The 17501-nt window shown below is 45.2% G+C and carries 14 protein-coding genes and 1 tRNA gene; 3 read left to right on the forward strand and 12 right to left on the reverse strand.

Going from position 1 to position 17501, the window contains the following annotated elements; translation table 11 throughout:
- Positions 1–55: 55 nt before the first annotated feature.
- From NST58_RS21715 to NST58_RS21740, 6 genes are all read right to left on the reverse strand, one after another.
- Positions 56–487: a MarR family transcriptional regulator gene (locus tag NST58_RS21715; protein ID WP_076127601.1), complete on the reverse strand. Its 432-nt coding sequence runs from the start codon at positions 485–487 to the stop codon at positions 56–58.
- Between the two features lie 192 nt (positions 488–679).
- The gene (gene gyrA, locus NST58_RS21720; protein WP_339244187.1) at positions 680–3121 is read right to left on the reverse strand and encodes a DNA gyrase subunit A; all 2442 of its coding nucleotides are present in this window, start codon (positions 3119–3121) and stop codon (positions 680–682) included.
- 178 nt (positions 3122–3299) lie between these two features.
- Positions 3300–5282, reverse strand: coding sequence for a DNA topoisomerase IV subunit B (gene parE, locus NST58_RS21725; RefSeq protein WP_076127597.1), 1983 nt, complete (start codon positions 5280–5282; stop codon positions 3300–3302).
- Between the two features lie 169 nt (positions 5283–5451).
- Positions 5452–6441, reverse strand: a complete 990-nt coding sequence (locus NST58_RS21730) for an ABC transporter permease (RefSeq protein ID WP_036685819.1) — start codon at positions 6439–6441, stop codon at positions 5452–5454.
- A complete protein-coding gene (locus NST58_RS21735; RefSeq protein ID WP_076183951.1) occupies positions 6434–7414 on the reverse strand; it encodes an ABC transporter ATP-binding protein in 981 nt (326 codons plus the stop codon). Before NST58_RS21735 ends, NST58_RS21730 begins: the two co-directional genes overlap by 8 nt.
- Positions 7415–7516: 102 nt before the next feature.
- Entirely contained in the window at positions 7517–8356 is an 840-nt protein-coding gene (locus NST58_RS21740; RefSeq protein WP_076127595.1) for a GDSL-type esterase/lipase family protein, read from the reverse strand.
- A gap of 239 nt (positions 8357–8595) precedes the next feature.
- On the opposite strand from NST58_RS21740, the gene NST58_RS21745 reads away from it, so the two are divergent.
- A tRNA-Lys gene (locus tag NST58_RS21745) sits at positions 8596–8668 on the forward strand.
- 133 nt (positions 8669–8801) lie between these two features.
- Here NST58_RS21745 and NST58_RS21750 read toward each other — a convergent pair.
- The 3 genes from NST58_RS21750 to NST58_RS21760 all read right to left on the reverse strand — a co-directional run bounded on the left by NST58_RS21750 (position 8802) and on the right by NST58_RS21760 (position 12443).
- Complete coding sequence (locus tag NST58_RS21750) at positions 8802–9518, reverse strand: CAP domain-containing protein (RefSeq protein WP_036685704.1); 717 nt, start codon at positions 9516–9518, stop codon at positions 8802–8804.
- A gap of 313 nt (positions 9519–9831) precedes the next feature.
- Positions 9832–11796 (reverse strand): WG repeat-containing protein, encoded by a 1965-nt coding sequence (locus NST58_RS21755; RefSeq protein WP_339244189.1) that lies wholly within the window; start codon positions 11794–11796, stop codon positions 9832–9834.
- A gap of 383 nt (positions 11797–12179) precedes the next feature.
- Positions 12180–12443, reverse strand: a complete 264-nt coding sequence (locus NST58_RS21760) for a hypothetical protein (protein WP_339244190.1) — start codon at positions 12441–12443, stop codon at positions 12180–12182.
- Positions 12444–12570: 127 nt separating this feature from the next.
- Between NST58_RS21760 and NST58_RS21765 the strand changes: the two genes are divergently transcribed.
- The gene (locus NST58_RS21765) at positions 12571–12747 is read left to right on the forward strand and encodes a hypothetical protein (protein ID WP_339244192.1); all 177 of its coding nucleotides are present in this window, start codon (positions 12571–12573) and stop codon (positions 12745–12747) included.
- 232 nt (positions 12748–12979) lie between these two features.
- On the forward strand, positions 12980–13225 hold the full coding sequence (locus NST58_RS21770; RefSeq protein WP_339244194.1) for a hypothetical protein: 246 nt from the start codon (positions 12980–12982) through the stop codon (positions 13223–13225).
- A 335-nt stretch (positions 13226–13560) separates the two neighbouring features.
- Here the strand turns inward: NST58_RS21770 and mglC are convergent, their stop codons facing one another.
- From mglC to NST58_RS21785, 3 genes are all read right to left on the reverse strand, one after another.
- Positions 13561–14568, reverse strand: coding sequence for a galactose/methyl galactoside ABC transporter permease MglC (mglC, locus tag NST58_RS21775; RefSeq protein ID WP_076127586.1), 1008 nt, complete (start codon positions 14566–14568; stop codon positions 13561–13563).
- Between the two features lie 93 nt (positions 14569–14661).
- A complete protein-coding gene (locus NST58_RS21780) occupies positions 14662–16173 on the reverse strand; it encodes a sugar ABC transporter ATP-binding protein (protein ID WP_339244195.1) in 1512 nt (503 codons plus the stop codon).
- A gap of 146 nt (positions 16174–16319) precedes the next feature.
- Positions 16320–17390 (reverse strand): galactose ABC transporter substrate-binding protein, encoded by a 1071-nt coding sequence (locus tag NST58_RS21785; RefSeq protein ID WP_143761904.1) that lies wholly within the window; start codon positions 17388–17390, stop codon positions 16320–16322.
- Positions 17391–17501 lie beyond the last annotated feature (111 nt).

Genomic DNA, 17501 nt, shown 5'->3' on the forward strand with positions numbered 1-17501 from the left:
TCTAAAAGCTTCTACATACTCTAAATGCACTAGTGATACAGCCAAGCTATTTGCTTCAAGGTGTAGAACCCTCCGGTGTAGTTGTAACAACCATTTTGCCCATTAAGTAGAGCAGTAACTGTTGGTTATGAGAGGAGATCGGATCAAGCGCTTCCGCAAAAAAATCACTGCGGATCTTTAGACCCCGTGCAGTTTCTTCCATTCCAGTCTCCGTTATACTCACCCATACAATCCGCCGGTCCGAAGCATCTCTTTCCCGCACAATAAGCTCATGCTTCTCCATCCGATCAAGTAACATCGTAACCGCTGCAGGACTGGTCGCCAAATGTGGAGCCAGATCAGAAGGCTTCATGGCGTCGCGTTCCTGAAGCAGTTCAAGTACAGTAAGTTGGGCATCCGTCAGCGTTGGAGCAAGATTACTGTCCATATGTAATTTATAATCTTTTAAAATCTTATGCCAAATTTTACTGAATTCAGAAGCATGCACACTTATTCCTTCCTTTCCTCGCGGTTCTATCCGGTATATCTACATTTTCGCGAAACAACTTCCATTTCCTGCAAACGAAGAAAAAATAAATCTGCCGGACCTTCAGTATAAAAAAATAAAAAACGACGCTTAGTCAACCCTCCAAAAGAGCGGACTAAACGCCGTTATAAAATCACTTGTTAATCGCTAGTTTTAATGAACTGATGGGAAAAGATTTATGATCTCATCCTTTTTCTCCACAGCTACAATCTGTTTGCCTGTAGAACGACGCTCGCCCAGCGGCGCTGATTCAGAGGAGAACGTATGGTGGGCATTCTCACGGGTAACAGCGTTCAGTTCCAACGGCTCCTTGCAATAGAAAGCCCCTGCTAACCTGCTGCCATTTGGACGTATTCGTTTGCCTTCCTTGAATTCGAAGGTTGGCATTCCTTTGCCACCACGGCTTTGTGATGGATAATCCACAAGTAATGAACGTTTCGCATAACCAATATCAGAAATAGCAAGGATTTCGCCTTCATCTTCGCTGACCCAGAAGCAGGAAATCACCTCGTCGCCCTCCCGCAGCTGAATTCCTCTTACACCGGATGCAACGCGACCCATAGGGTTAACCTCATTCTCATGGAATCGGATACTCATTCCCTCACGGGTGACCAGCACAATGTCCTTGTCATTCGTACTAGAAGCCACTGTAATGATCTCATCACCCTCGGCTACCTTACAGGCCGCTACAGCTCCAGAACGGCTTGTAGAGTATTCCTTGAGCTCTGTACGCTTCACCTGACCCCGGCGGGTGACAAACACAAGGCTCTGCTGCGGATCATCTAGATTATTAACCGGAATCACACTAACGATTCCATCTCCTTTAGACAATCCAATAACATTCACAATCGCTGTACCAGGCTCTTTCCATTTAAACTCCGGAATCTGGTGCACAGGAAGCAAGAAGTATTGCCCCTTGCGGGTAAATACCAGCAGACTGTCACGGGTATTTACATCCAGCAGACTGACGATATGATCGCCTTCTTTGACGCCTGAGGTATGACGCTCCCCACCAGAACGGGTGAAGGAAAGCATACTAGTCCGCTTAATATAACCATCTGCTGAAAGAGCAACGAGCACATCCTCCGCATTGACCAGCGCTTCAAGGCTAACCTTGAGCTCCTCGACTTCGCCTTGGATCAGAGAACGGCGATCAATGCCGTATTTGTCGCGAATCTCCAGCAGTTCCTTACGAATTACAGCAACTAGCTTTTTGTCGCTTTCCAAAATGCCGCGCAGATGTGTAATCTTTGCCATCATTTCATCTAACTCTTTCTGGAGTGAAGTGATCTCCAGATTGGTCAGACGATACAATTGCAAAGTAAGAATCGAATCGGCTTGGCGTTCACTGAAGCCGAACATCCATACGAGATTGTTCTGAGCATCCTGACGATTTTTCGACGCTTTGATCGCAGCGATAACCTCATCCAGAATGTTTAGTGCTTTAACTAAGCCCTCTAAGACATGAGCACGGTCTTCAGCGCGTTCCAGATCGAACTGGGTGCGATGAGTCACAACTTCACGCTGATGCGCGATATAAGCTTCCAGGATGGCTTTTAGACCAAGCTGCTGAGGTGCTTTGTTAACAATAGCAACCATATTGAAGTTATAGGTGATTTGAAGATCGGTTTTTTTGAGCAGATACGCCAACACGCCTTGAGCATCAGCCTCTTTTTTGAGTTCGACTACAATCCGCAGTCCCTCACGGCCGCTCTCATCACGAACCTCGGCAATGCCATCGATCTTTTTCTCCAGCCGAATATTCTCCATGGAAGTAACCAACCGTGATTTTACAATCTGGAATGGAACTTCCGTGATCACGATTTGCTGCTTGCCGCCCCGCATATTCTCAATCTCTGTTTTGGAGCGCAGGTAAATACGGCCTTTACCTGTGCGGTAAGCATCCATGATGCCGTCTCCGCCCATGATTGTGCCGCCTGTAGGGAAATCCGGACCTTTCATGAAGGTCATAATTTCTTCCAGCTCAATATTTGGTTTCTGCATCACTGCGATACAAGCGTCAATTACTTCACGCAGATTATGTGGCGGAATTTCAGTGGCAAAACCAGCAGAAATCCCACTCGTGCCATTTACGAGCAGATTCGGATACCGGGAGGGAACCACAACAGGCTCTTTGGCGGTATTGTCAAAGTTATCTTTAAACAAGACCGTCCGCTTCTCGATATCACGCATCATCTCCATTGCAATGGGAGACAGCCGTGCCTCTGTATAACGCATTGCCGCTGCTGGGTCATCGTCCATAGAGCCCCAGTTGCCGTGACCGTCAACTAGCACATGCCCCATCTTCCAAGGCTGTGCCATACGTACCATACCATCGTAAATAGAGGAGTCACCATGTGGATGGTAATTACCCATTACATCTCCGACAGTTTTGGCTGACTTGCGGTATGGCTTGTCAGGGGTGTTGCCGGAGTCGTACATCGCATAAAGAATCCGGCGCTGCACGGGTTTAAGTCCATCACGGACATCGGGGATTGCCCGGTCCTGAATAATATATTTGGAATACCGACCAAAGCGGTCACCGACGACCTCTTCCAGAAATGCCGGCAAAAATTGTTCTGATAAACTACTCACTTTGCTCACCTTCTGTTCCTCAAACTGCCCGTTTTAAAATAGTGTGGTGATTCTCAGGTACTTCAGAGCTTTTTGGAATTCCGGGCATTATCGCTCCTACAGTTCCAAAATCCCCCTAGGTCCCATAAATCACCAAGCTCTTAGAAAATCGGGATTATCGTCACTTGCAGCACTGACATTACTCTACAATTTCGGTGAAATCGACATTTTCAACAATCCAGCGTTTACGTGGATCGACTTTGTCACCCATAAGTGTTGAAACACGGCGCTCCGCCTTAGCAGCATCCTCAATCTGTACCTGAAGCAGCGTACGCGACTCTGGATTCATCGTGGTCTCCCACAGCTGATCGGGGTTCATCTCGCCCAATCCTTTATAACGCTGAAGCTCGAAGTTTTTGCCGAATTCCTTTAAGTAATTTTGCAGCTCTTCATCACTCCATGCATACCTTACGGTCTCCAGCTTACCCGTTTTGCGGGTCAACTTATAAAGTGGAGGCTGAGCGATAAAGACCTTGCCTGCATCTAATAAAGGCTTCATATAACGATAGAAAAATGTCAGCAGCAGCACCTGAATATGCGCTCCATCGGTATCGGCATCGGTCATAATGATAATTTTAGAATAATTGCTGTCTTCGACGGTGAAATCCGGACCAATTCCAGCACCTATTGTAGAAATAATTGCTTTATACTCGTCGTTCTTCAGGATGTCCAGCAGCTTAGCTTTCTCCGGATTCATCGGTTTACCTTTTAGCGGCAATATCGCTTGAATCTTAGAGTCACGGCCTTGCTTAGCTGAACCACCGGCGGAATCACCTTCCACGATAAACAGCTCCGTACGTGTAACGTCCTTTGATTGTGCAGGAGACAGCTTACCGCCAAGATTCGAGCTTTCGCTGCGTTTCTTGCCTGTGCGGATCTCATCGCGGGCTTTACGTGCCGCTTCCCGCGCTTTCGACGCTTGAATCGATTTCTTCAGCAGGCTCTGCGCAACTTGTGGATTTTCTTCCAAGAAACGCGCCATATTTTCAGAAACGATATAATCTACTGCACTACGGGCGGAAGCACTGCCAAGCTGATCCTTCGTCTGTCCAACAAATTCAACCTCGGACATTTTTACACTGATAACAGCCATCATGCCTTCCCGCAGATCATTACCTTCCAGGTTTTTATCTTTTTCTTTAAGCAATTGCGTGCGGCGGGCATATTCATTTAATACACGAGTGTACGCAGTTTTAAAGCCGGTCTCATGTGTGCCTCCGCTGCGAGTTGGAATGGAGTTTACGAAGGAAGCCAAGGTTTCTGTGTAGCCTCCGTTGTATTGCAGAGCTACTTCTACCTCGATATCATCCTTTTCTGCACTGAAATGAATAACATCATGGAGAACATCCTTACCTTCGTTGAGGAACTGCACAAATTGACTGGCTCCACCTTCATAAAAGAACTCATCCTGACGGTTGCTCCGCTCATCTTGCAGTGTAATACGCAGACCGGAATTCAGAAAAGCAATCTCCTGAACCCGCTCTGCCAGCGTGTCATAATTCAGAGCAATTCCATTTGGGAAGACACGAATATCTGGCTTGAAAGTAATTTTCGAACCCGTTTTATTGGTGTTACCCAGAACTTCAAGACCAGTTACAGGTTCGCCAACATGCTCCTTGCCCTTCTTGTCCACCCAGTACTCAAACCGCTGCCGATGGATTTTGCCCTCACGATAAATCTCTACTTCGAGCCATTCAGACAAAGCGTTTGTGACAGAAGCCCCTACGCCATGCAAACCGCCTGATTTTTTATAACCCGATCCACCGAACTTACCGCCCGCATGCAAAATTGTAAATACAACTTGCGGGGTAGGTACCCCTGTCTTATGCATTCCAGTTGGGATCCCCCGTCCATTATCGCTAACGGTTACCGAGCCATCCTTGCGAAGCAGTATGTCAATCTTTGTACAATACTTGGCTAAATGCTCATCTACGGCATTATCTACGATTTCCCATACTAAATGATGTAGTCCTGAAGAACTCGTACTGCCGATATACATGCCAGGTCGTTTGCGTACTGCAACCAGACCTTCGAGCACTTGAATGTCGTCAGCATCGTATCCAGTACGGCCATTCTCGCCGTTATTAGAAACTTCAGCAAACATATCGATCTGTTCGAGCATTCATGCTCCTCCTTCTTTTCTCTATACTAAGAAGAAACGGCTTGGCCGTCCTTTTTGTTAAGAACGGTATCCGTTACTGCCAAAAACCTAAGGATAGAATATAACGTGAAATTATACTCTCCTATATTTCTAGGAAATGCAAACAAACGTTTTGGTCACTTTGTTCATTCTAATTCAAAATATCCCTTTTCGTAAAGACGGCGAATGAAATGATCACCGAAGCGGCCCCCCATACAGCCAGCACAGCCATGGAAAATGACAAGGACATCCCTTCAATGGGGGCGGGAGTACCAGACAAATAGCTGGTCAGTCCAAGATTTACCATAAATAAATATTTCGCTGTTGTCCAGGCAGAGGCCATATTGGTCAGTATACTACCTGCAATCAGCGCTGCCATCATAACTACTATACTCGCCGCAGTACTGCGAACAAGCACCGAGATCATGAACGCGAGCAGTGCAACCACTACGCTGACGAACCAAATCAAACCACCTTGCATAAGCATATATTTCCACTGGGGTACTGCATGTACAGTAGACATATCTAGCGAATCACCACTGATTTTAAAGCCTGTAAAAACAGGAATGTTAAAACCCTTAAAACCAAAGGCGAGACCAGAGATAAAGTAACTGATTGCAAATGTGGAAAGTACAATAAGCGAAACAAACATTAGCAGTGCTGTCATTTTGCTAAAAAGCACCTTCCAACGCTTGACCGGCCTAGTCAACAGCATTTTGATAGTTCCAGTTGTCCTTTCGGCCGAGACCAAATCTGAGGCCACCGCCATAATGAGCAACGGAATAAATAATGTAACCGAATTATCCATAAATTCACGGGTAAAGGTAACCCCGCTAGGTTCATTCGGATTAACGTCATGGTGAAGATAATACTGAAGCTGTTGTACAAATATTCGCCGATAAGTCTTCCATTCCTCTGGAATCCGGTCACTGCCCAGTGAATTTTGATTATCGATAATCTGCTGCTGGATCTCAAGCCGCCAATCGGAATTAAATTTCTCCCGACTCCGTTCGGCTGAACGCATCTGTGCATAGGTGAACATAGGCACCAGTACAATCAGAATCAGCAGTATAACATAAAACCGTTTCTTTTTTATAATCTTCAAGCACTCATTACGGATTAGCGGAAGCAAGTTACTCAACATTCTCACCCTCCGTTAGTTTCAAGAATAGCTGTTCCAGTGTCGGATTAATTTTATGCACAGCCCTCACCTCGATTTCAGCAGTAACCATTACGGCCACAATCTCGGGGATCAGATCCTGATCCATGATCGTTATTAAAGAATTGGGGCCCATCCCGGCAATAATTGAGTCATCCAATGTGACGTCTTCCAGTTTTTGAATTTGAATATCTGAACGATCAGCCAGCATTTCCCGGGCCTCAGCAAAAGGCTCCAGCTCCCAAAGTACATACGGCGAATTACGAGCGATCAGCTCATCTACCGCACCTACTGCCAATACACGCCCTTTACTAATAATCGCTACACGGTCGCAAAGAAGCTGAATTTCACTAAGCAGATGGCTCGATACGAACACCGCCAGCCCTTCATCCGCCAGCTTGCGAATGAATTCTCGCAGCTCTTTAATGCCTTTAGGGTCAAGTCCATTCGTCGGCTCGTCCAAAATAAGCAGCCGTGGACGTCCCAACAGCGCCTGCGCAATGCCTAATCGTTGTCTCATCCCAAGCGAGTATGTACTTACCTTATCATGTATCCGCTGATCTAATCGAACAATATCTACCACTTCGCTAATACGTTCATTGTCTACGCCAGGCTGCATCCGGGCAAAATGCTGCAAATTCTCCCACCCGGTCAAATAGGTATATACCTCAGGATTCTCAACGATAGAGCCTACATATTGCAATGCTTTTTCCGGATTTCGGTTCACATTGTACCCACATACTGTAATCTTGCCCTCAGTAGGTCGAATCAAATCCACAAGCATGCGGATCGTGGTCGTCTTCCCAGCGCCATTAGGCCCGAGAAAGCCGAAGATTTCCCCTTCTCTCACATCGAAAGTGACATCATCTATAATCCATTTTCGTCCTATTTTTTTACGTACCCCGTCCACAGACAAGACGACTGTGCCGGAGTCTTCACTATTCGCTTTTGTCATATTTAATTTAGCTCCTTGTGACTGTCATTTTCTCGGTTTGTACTTGCTCAAAGGGCATTTACCTACATGATCTTACTGCAAAATTTAACACTCACCTATATACTACTGCACAGCCTGTATGAACCGTTCTCCGATTCGCTGATAGCCATCACCATTAGGATGAAAATGATCGGTGGATAGATACTTGTCCAAATGTCTGTTAAACAAGTCAAACGTAGGAACCAAGGTCATGTTGCTATGCTCATTAATAATATCCATTGCCGTATTATTCCACTTCGTTACCGCTTGATTGCCTGGTGCCAGTAATTCTGGAATATCGCCAAAGGGATTATACAGCCCCATATAGTAAACTTGCGCATTCGGATTGATCTGTGAGATTTTATCGAGAATCTTCTCCAGTCTAGCTGCTGCTTCTGGCAGAGCGGCTAATAAAGACTCTGGAGTCAGCTCCTGCCCCGAGGTTGATGAAGTTGTGTTGCCCTGTTGCGCCCCATTATTCTCAAGAATATCCGAATCCTTAAACAGATCATTTCCTCCGACGGATAGCAAAACAACATTCGACATGCGCAAGGCATACTCCACACCATCTTCGTTCAGTTTGCTTAACAGCCCCGCAGTAGTCAACCCGTTAATCCCCATATTGCCTAAAAAGTCTACTGTGACACCTTTTGCAGATAAACCAGTAACCGTACGCTTAACAAACCCTTCTCCGGTGTTATCACCGGTCCCCTTGGTAAGCGAATCCCCGAGCGCAACAATTTTGAGGAGCTTGACAGTCTCCGTCACCGGTGCGGCTGTTTGCTGAGGCAAGCTGCTCTCGGTAACCTCTCCGACCGGATAGATAATATCTTTAACCGCATAAACTAAACCAACCATCAAAACTATAGTTGTTACTATGGAAATCAAGCTGACGCTGCGCCATGTCCATTTCGAATCCTTCAAAGCTATCCCTCCGTATGCCGTTCTATTATGTATTGTTCCACAATTTACAAAGATCTTAACTATGTTACATAAACATAATTCTTCCATACAAGTTTTGCAAATGTCTAGCAAAGAAAAAAATCCCGCTGCTACAGTGTTTTTGCCGAGGAACGAGTGTGGACTTTTTTGAAAATAAAAAAATACTGGCTTTTTAATTAATGCCATTATATAATATTCACCGTTGACTCTTTAGACATTACGGGTTATTAGCTTAGCTGGTAGAGCAGCCGACTCTTAATCGGCAGGTCGCAGGTTCGACCCCTGCATAACCCATAGAGCTAGACAGAAGAAGTAAGGACAAGTTCCTTACTTCTTTTTTTGTTGCATTTTTATTCTTCACCACACAAAAAAAACCGCTCCCCGACTTACATCGGAGAACGATTTCTTCCTGAAGCATCTACTCGTATTATTTACCAATAAACTCTTGAACCCAGTAATTATTATCATAACCGACACCGATATAATTGAAGTTAGCATTCAAAATATTAGCGCGGTGACCTGGACTATTCATCCATGCCTTCATTACTTCTTCTGGTGTTTTTTGTCCCATTGCGATGTTCTCACCTGCGGCTTTATAAGTGATGCCAAAGGATTTCATCATATCAAAAGGTGAACCATACGTAGGTGAAGTATGTGAGAAATAGTTATTCGAACGCATATCTGTAGCTTTTGTAGCGGCAACTTTGTGCAGGCTGTCCAATCCAGCTACAGGTGACAAACCAGCTGCTGCACGTTCTTTGTTTACCAGCGTTACGATTTGCTGAACATAGGTTCCTTTATTGCTCACAGCACCTGTTGTAGTTGTATTATCAGTTGGCTTAGTTACAGTAGTTGTGTCTGCTGGCTTTGTAACCGGTTTTGTAGTTGTAGTTGTGGTCGTGTTGTCTTTGTTTGGTACTGTTCCAGTTTGCGGCTTAGTTACCACGATTGTGCTATTCGAAAAAGGGAATCCCTCAAGATTAGCTTGTTTAAAATATTGTAATATTTGCTCATAACTTGTGCCTTTTATTGTTACTGTCGATTCATTCGATGCCGCATTTGCTTCCAATGGAAGAGAAATACTAAGTGCCATAACAGCTGCCACGCTACCACCGATGATTGCTTTTAATGTCTTGTTCTTCAATCTGCCATCTCCTTTTTTCTTGCGTGTAATATATGCTTCTGCCTAGAGTGACCATCTACAAATGTTACAAAGTTGTAATTTGTTCCTCAGTCATTGTAGCATAAATCTCTCAAATGTGCGCTTCTAATTTTTTACATATAATAGTCTTGACTGTAAGATTTCCGATTCCTAGATACATTCGCTTTCTTTCGCTGTTTTCCTGCCTAAAAATACCATTTTACCTGTTATGCGCGAAAAAAAAGCGAAAAAAAGCGAAAAAAGTCGCCCTCCCCGAAAGGACGGCAACTTCAGCAAACCTATGGATACCTGACGATTAATGAAACGATTGCCAGAACTCGCCCTCCGTAGAGATCAATCCCATGATTTCCGCATAAGGAATCCGGAAGGTTGGAAAACCTGCAGAATACGGAGCGATCTCATAAGGTGCGAAATATAGATACAACGCTTCATTATCTACAAAGAAGGGCTGATCCGAGGTAATTCCTTTATACGTATCCGGAAAAACATATGAATATTGTGGATCGTTCTCGATCTGTTTGCCCACAATTTTACTGAGCTTCTCCACATATCTGCTGCCCGGCTTGAACAAGTCCCCCAGCTTATAGAACCTGCCGCTGCGCAAATTAATATGCGGATAGATTTTGGTAGGCATTCCATGTGCTGCTCCAAAAGGAAAACGATACCCGGTCAGCTCCAGCACCAGCAGGTTTTTACGGAAGAAAGAGACTGAAAAATCACCATTATAACTAAAGTCCTGGGAAACCCCTCCACTCCCAACGTCTTCAGCAAGGGATAGCTTGCGCAGCTTATCGTTAACCTCTCGCGAAACTTCCGCACTTGCAATCCCCTCAACGACCGGATAATACACCAGATAATCCCTGTTCGGTTTGTATTTCTTCTCCACTACGGAATAGGGAGGTCTCAGCGGAATGACTCCATTTTGGCGCCAAACCTGCTTTCCCTGCCGATCATAATAAGATGTGCGTTGATCTACATCTGCTCTTATCAAACGTCCGCTAAGGGTGAGTGTTCCTGCCCCTGGAATAACTGGGGGCTGGGCTGCCTTTTTTCCACTTCTATCGATAAAATAAGTATCTTTAGCATCAAATACAGACGCCAATCCCTCCTGGTAATTGTTCACGCCAAGCAGGGTGTGATTGCTCAGGACCGCTCCCGTTTCCGCATCTGCAATTACGTAACGTGATCCGCGATAAGGCTGGCTGGGGAATACAGGCGTTCCTATGGCTACTCTGCCTTCACCTAGCTGCAATACTTCATAATATTTTGCCGGGATGATCATTTTTCCTTGTTTATCAATCAGCCCGTAGGCGTTGCCATAATTTTCAGCGGTATTCACCACCGCACGTCCCTCTGAAAAAGGTAAAGCAGAGGTGAATTGCGGCTGAATAGCTACAGAACCATCCGTATTTAAATAGCCATATTTACCGTTTTCAGTCGCTTGATAGGCTAGCAAACCTTCTCCCGGACTTCCAACGAAAGGATGGTTATACGTATGCAGAATGTTCCCATCCGGATCGATGAGCGCATACTCTCCTTCTTTGATTTTAACCAAAGCCATGCCGTTCATAAAATCATTGGCATCTACATAAATCGCGGGCAGCACCTCTTTGCCTTGCGCGTCCACATATCCATATAGCGATTGGCCGCCGGTCGTATTTTGTTTTGAAAATAGTGCACGCCCCTCATGTAATGAGTTCAAATAATCATACCGGGCGGACGTCACTTCTTTGCCTTTTTCATCAATAAAAGTGTAGCCCTTGGCATCCGACACGACCGCGCGCTCTTCCGAAAAAGGCGCAATAAAAGAATAGATCGGCTTCACTCGTTCTCTTCCAGTGCTGTCAATGAGCCCGCTGCTATTTTTTCGCTGAACTACGGCAAGACCGTTCTTCTGAAAATCCTCAGCATATTCGTACCGGGGTTCAATCTGAACACGGCCCTCGTCATTAATATATCCCCAAAGTGTGCCCTCTTTGAGATTAAACGGCGCCGGATGCAGACCCGTGGTCCGCAGATCGTCCCCCACCCACTCCGGCAATAAGTATGGCACCTCAAAAGGCTTATTAGAGTAATCTACACGATATAATCCCGCTTCTGCCGGAATCGTGACGAATAACTCCTCTTCCGTGCGTATGAAATCCTCATCCTGCTGAGTAATATATTCGTTCCAGCCAATGCCATCCCATTTCCATACATCCGCCTGTATCAGACCATTGTCATTCCCTTTCCCCAGCTCATTCAACCTAATCCTTAACATCCAGTCGCTCCCCTTTAACAAAGGCATTTGCCTATAGAATATGGGAGAACGTTGGTTTATGTGCTTTTTGATCTTTGGGGTTAGGGGGAGGCGTATTCCAGGATACTTTTGCCTCTCTTTCCACTTCCGTTGCACGATTTGGCGTATTCTAGGGCATTAATGACTCTCTTTCCTCCTCCGTCGCTCGTTTTGGTGTATTCTAGGGCATTTTTGCCTCTCTTTCCTCCTCCGTCGCTCGTTTCGGCGTATTCTAGGGCATTAATGCCTTTCTTTCCACTTCCGTTGCTCGTTTCGGCGTATTCTAGGGCATTAATGACTCTCTTTCCTCCACTGTAGCTCGTTTTGGCATTTTCTAGGGCATTAATGACTCTCTTTCTTTCACGTTAGCTCGTTTTAGCTAATTGTGCGGGATTTATACCGTTCTTTCGCCCCACGTAGCTTGTTACAGCCAATTCTACGGGATTTATACCGTTCATTCGGCCCACGTAGCTTGTTACAGCTAATTGTGCGGGATTTATACCGTTCTTTCGCCTCACGTAGCTCGTTTCAGCCAATTCTGCGGGATTTATACCGTTCATTCGGCCCACGTGGCTCATTTCAGCCAATTCTACGGGATTTATACCGTTCTTTCGGCCCACGTGGCTCATTTCAACTAATTCTGCGGGATCTATACCGTTCTTTCACCTCATGGTGCTTCTGTTCTGTTACTAATATTAGTTTGTTGATATTGTTGGTGAGCTATGATGAATATGATGTGTTTTCGTGGTGCTCCTGATGACGATGGTCGTGTTATTACTGCTGATATTGATTTGTGGCGGTGATTGCCGTGTTCATGCTGATAATGTTGAGAGGATTGTGATAACCGTGTTTGTGTTGAAGATATTAATTGGTGATGGTAATGATGCTGTAGTAGTACCGTGGCGGTTATGGTGCAACTATTGGGTGGAGTAAATCCTATTGGTGGAATATTAGATTTGATGGAGCAGGGGTGGCAATGTTGATTGAAGTTGGTGGTGGTAAGTAATGTTGATGTTAGTGTTGCTGGCGCTGTTTAGTCGTGGTGGCATTTTGGCGGGTAGTTTTAGTGGTATGTTTGTTTCATGTTGGTAGTAGCCATTGAAGATCTGTGTGTTAGTGGTGGTGACACTATTTGGTCGTGGTGGCATTTTAGTGGGTAGTTTTGGTGTTGTGTTTAGTTGTTAGTACTGTAGTTAGTCGTGTTTTGGTTGACAGTGTTGTGGTTGACAGTGTTGTGGTTGGCAGTACCGTAGTTAGTGGTGCATTAGTTAGCAGCGCTGTAGTTAGCAGTGCTGACAGTGGCATTATTGGTGTAGTTGATATTATTGGCGTAGTTGATATTATTGCTGTACTTGATGCTGGTCCCAATGGTACTAGTGGGAGCGAAATTGGTTTATCCCTAACTAATTAAACTAGTTTTTGTGGGTAGTTTTTCATACATAGTTTTTGTGGTTAGTTTTTGTGGGTAGTTTTCGTGCTCGTGCGTAGTTTTCCTATGCGAGGAGCAAGGGGGCGACGTTCAGTACTTGTGAATTGGTACTTATGAATTGCTTCTTATAAATCGGTACTTTTAATTTGCATCATATGAATTGGCACTTATGAATTTGTACTTTAAATAGGTTCATATGAATTGTATCTTATGAACTGATTCTTACGAGTTGCTTATATCCGCAAGCGAAATGAACAAACCAAAAAGCGTTTGCCATAAATAGCAAACGCTATAATCACCACACATCCCCCACACAGCTACTTCTTCGAAGAATACTTCCGCATATCAAACGCGACCGCGGCGATGATGATCAGACCTTTGATAATCAACTGATAGTAAGGGCTGATGCCGATAAAGGTCAGGCCGTAGTTGATTAAGGTAAAGATAATAACACCGACCAGAACACCTGGCACTGTTCCGATACCACCGGTTGTGGACACCCCGCCCACGACGCAAGCAGCAATCGCATCAAGCTCATACATGTTACCATAGTTATTGGTTGCGCCACCTGTTCTGGCAGCCTCCAGCACACCCGCCAAACCATAAAGGGCTCCAGCAATCGCATAGATGTAGATCAAGTTCTTGGAAACATCGATGCCAGATACTTTAGCTGCCTGCATGTTACCGCCGATAGCGTACATGTTCTTGCCCAGCTTGGTTTTATTGAACACCACCCATACGATGGCGGCGACACCCAAGGCTATCAGCACGATATACGGGATTGAATATTGCCCCTTGCCGATAAACCCGGAACCGATTGTAGTGAAATCTGGACGCAGACCGCCAATTGGCTGTGATTGGTTGGGGTCCATGTCAAAGTACAAGGAATTCAAGCCGTAGACGATAACCATCGTACCCAGTGTTGCGATAAACGGCGGGACGTTCAGCTTGGAGACGACAATACCATTGACGAGTCCGCAGAGAAGGCCAGCGATAATAGCTATAAGGATCGGAAGCCACACTTGCACCTGCGGCAGATCAGGAAAAAAGCGCCGGGAATAATCCGGAATTTGCAACATCGATGCAGAGATTACCGCTGTAAAACCAACCACACGTCCAGCAGACAAGTCCGTCCCAGCTGTGATAAGGATGAAGGCAACACCAAGCGCGATGATAATCCGTGTTGACGACTGAATTAGAATGTCCCGTAAAGTATTTACAGAGATAAAGGCCGGCTCATATAAGGCAATACCCATAATTAGAATTACCAAGACAATATAAATAGCATTTTGAGTAATAAAAGATTGGGCTCTTTTAGCGTTCATTAGTAGTGTTCCTCCTTAAAGTTACGCGAAGAGTACTTCTCTTCGTAAACCAAATCTAGTTTCGCCCAGCAAAACTATCATTGAAATCCTATCCTAATGCTGTGCAGCGAGCCGCATAACTTCGGTTTCCGTAGCTTGCTCGCCTTCTAGTATTCCGGTAAGCCTACCCTCCGACATGACCATTACACGGTCAGACATTCCGAGCAGCTCCGGCATTTCTGAGGAGATCATAATGATGCTTTTCCCTTGCTGCGCCAAGTCGGCAATAATCGAATAAATCTCGAATTTAGCCCCTACGTCGATACCGCGAGTCGGCTCGTCCAGAAGCAGGATTTCGGGCTCGGTTAAAAGCCATCTGGCGAGCAGCACTTTTTGCTGATTCCCACCAGAAAGATTCATGATCAGCGTTTTGGTTGTTGGAGTTTTGGTCCGTAATTTTTCAATCATTTTATCGACTTCTTCTTTTTTCTTTTTTCCATCTAGTAGAAGTAGTAGTTTCTGGTATCGATGCAGATTAGCGATTGCGCCATTTTCATGAACAGACAAGACTGGAAAAATACCGGTGACACGCCGTTCCTCCGTAAGCAAAGCCATTCCGTGTTTCTTAGCATCCTTGGGAGATTGGATATGAATGCGCTTACCATCGATAGAAACCGTCCCCGATTTGATAGCCCTCAGGCCAAATAATGCTTCAATAACCTCTGTTCTCTGAGCGCCTACCAGACCACCAATCCCTAAAACCTCACCTCGTCTTAATTCAAAAGAAACATCTTTAAACGATCTTTCTTCAGGGGAGGTTAATCCTTCCACCTTCATATATACTTCGCCAGGCACGTTAAAACGTTCTGGGAATCGATTGGTCAAGTCACGGCCGACCATTTTGGAAATGATAAGATCTGTAGTCAATTCCGCCGCTGGCCAGGTTCCGATTTTTTTACCGTCCCGCATAATGGTAACCTCGTCAGAAATTTCGAGAATCTCTTCCATTTTGTGAGATATATAAATAATAGCCACGCCTCTACTCCTAAGGTCCCGTATGATTCGAAATAAATGCTCCACCTCCACACTGGTCAGGGAGGAAGTAGGTTCATCCATTACAATAACGCGGGAGTGAAAAGAGACAGCCTTCGCAATTTCAATGGATTGGATTTTGGATACAGAGAGCTTTCCCACTAATGTCTCGGGATTCAGATCGATATCCAGATCTTTAAACAAATTCTCCGTGTCAGTGTACATTTTCTTATGGTCAATAAACTGAAAAGGTCCAATCCCTTTGGTTGGGAAACGTCCTAACCAGATATTCTCCATCACACTTCGGAACGGCACGGGATGCAGCTCCTGGTGAATCATGGAGATCCCATTTTTTAAAGCGTCATTTGAGCTTCCGATAGAGGTCTTCTCACCCTCCAAAAAAATCTCACCGGCATCCGGTGAATAAATACCAAAGAGACATTTCATTAAAGTGGACTTACCCGCACCATTCTCGCCCATAAGGGCATGCACCGAACCTGGTCTGACCTTTAAACTAACTGCATCCAGCGCTTTGACGCCGGGGAATTCTTTAGTAATGTCATTCATTTCTAGCAAAAACTCAGCTTTTTTCATGTTGTTACGCCCCCTACGCTTTTTTCTTTTTTCATGAGAGGCACAGCGGTTTCATCCTGTTCCCTGCCTGAAAGAAATCCGAGGAGCGAATATCCGCTCCCCGTTGCTGCCATATGATCATGAATTCCATCTAGATTAGAGCGTTATTATTTGGCGTCATCGATATTGTCTTTGGTGATCTTTTTATAGGAAATCCACACGTATTGGTTGTCTGTGATATCAAAGCCTACGTTATCTTTTGTAGGTGTTTCTCCTTTAGCAAGCAGAGCAGCAACTGTGATCGCAGCTTTACCTTGGTTGTTCGCATCATTCAGCACGGTACCAAGCATCGTTCCATCTTGTAGCGCTTGAATCGCAGGAGCAGTAGCATCTACACCTACTACCGGCATGAATTTATCACCCGTGAAGTAACCTGAAGCTTTCAGAGCTTCGATGGCACCGAGAGCCATATCGTCATTGTTCGCAAGCACAGCTTCAATTTTGTCGCCATGGGAGCCAAGGAACGCTGCCATTTTTTCTTGCCCTTTTACGCGGTCCCACATCGCAGTATCTTCAGCCAGCTTTTCTACCTTGATGCCGGCATCTTCAATTGCTTGGATGGAGTAAGTAGTACGAAGCTCAGCGTCTTGGTGCCCCGGTTCGCCTTTTAGCATTACGTATTGGAGGACACCATCGCCGTTTTTATCCGCTTCAGGATGTGCCTTCCAGTAATCCACGATCAGTTGACCGGACATAGTTCCGGATTCTTCTGCCTTAGCGCCTACATAATAAACCTTATCCCATTTCTTCATATCTTCTGGCAGCGGCTCGCGGTTCAGGAAGACCACCGGAATATTTGCCGCTTTTGCTTTTTCGATAATAACGCCAGCCGCAGTACGGTCAACCGGATTGATCAGCATGCCTTTATATTTTTTGGTGATGAACAAGTCAACTTTGTCATTTTGTGTGGGTTGGGAATTTTGGCTATCTACGATATCTACAGTAGCAATGCCTTTGGCAGCAGTGTCGATTGCGTTACGAACACCTGTCATGAAGGTATCGTCAAATTTGTAAATGGCAACCCCTACTTTTGGCGTTTCAGTGGAAGAGCCCGCATTTTCAGTTTTTGGTGCGTTGGTAGCTTTACCATTGTCTGCATTATTGTTGCTATTGCCACAGCCTGCCAGGGCGGCACCCAGTATTGCGCTTGCTAAAAGAACGGAAGTGATTTTTTTCATTATTCATTGACCTCCTGTTTATACTTCTTTTTTTTGGTTTAACCCTGAATTCTCTCGGGCACATCCATATTATGCCTTAGGTGAAAACGGTTTCGAATATAAAATCCTACT

The organism is Paenibacillus sp. FSL R10-2796, assembly GCF_037965315.1.
Taxonomy (GTDB): Bacteria; Bacillota; Bacilli; order Paenibacillales; family Paenibacillaceae; genus Paenibacillus_AQ; species Paenibacillus_AQ odorifer.

Excerpts from the sequence above, each read along its gene's own strand:
- parE (WP_076127597.1), bottom strand. The coding sequence starts at position 5,282 with ATGCTCGAACAGATCGATATGTTTGCTGAAGTTTCTAATAACGGCGAG.
- NST58_RS21735 (WP_076183951.1), bottom strand. The coding sequence starts at position 7,414 with ATGACAAAAGCGAATAGTGAAGACTCCGGCACAGTCGTCTTGTCTGTG.
- NST58_RS21755 (WP_339244189.1), bottom strand. The coding sequence starts at position 11,796 with ATGTTAAGGATTAGGTTGAATGAGCTGGGGAAAGGGAATGACAATGGT.
- NST58_RS21760 (WP_339244190.1), bottom strand. The coding sequence starts at position 12,443 with ATGAGCCACGTGGGCCGAAAGAACGGTATAAATCCCGTAGAATTGGCT.
- NST58_RS21765 (WP_339244192.1), top strand. The coding sequence starts at position 12,571 with ATGACGATGGTCGTGTTATTACTGCTGATATTGATTTGTGGCGGTGAT.
- mglC (WP_076127586.1), bottom strand. The coding sequence starts at position 14,568 with ATGAACGCTAAAAGAGCCCAATCTTTTATTACTCAAAATGCTATTTAT.
- NST58_RS21780 (WP_339244195.1), bottom strand. The coding sequence starts at position 16,173 with ATGAAAAAAGCTGAGTTTTTGCTAGAAATGAATGACATTACTAAAGAA.
- NST58_RS21785 (WP_143761904.1), bottom strand. The coding sequence starts at position 17,390 with ATGAAAAAAATCACTTCCGTTCTTTTAGCAAGCGCAATACTGGGTGCC.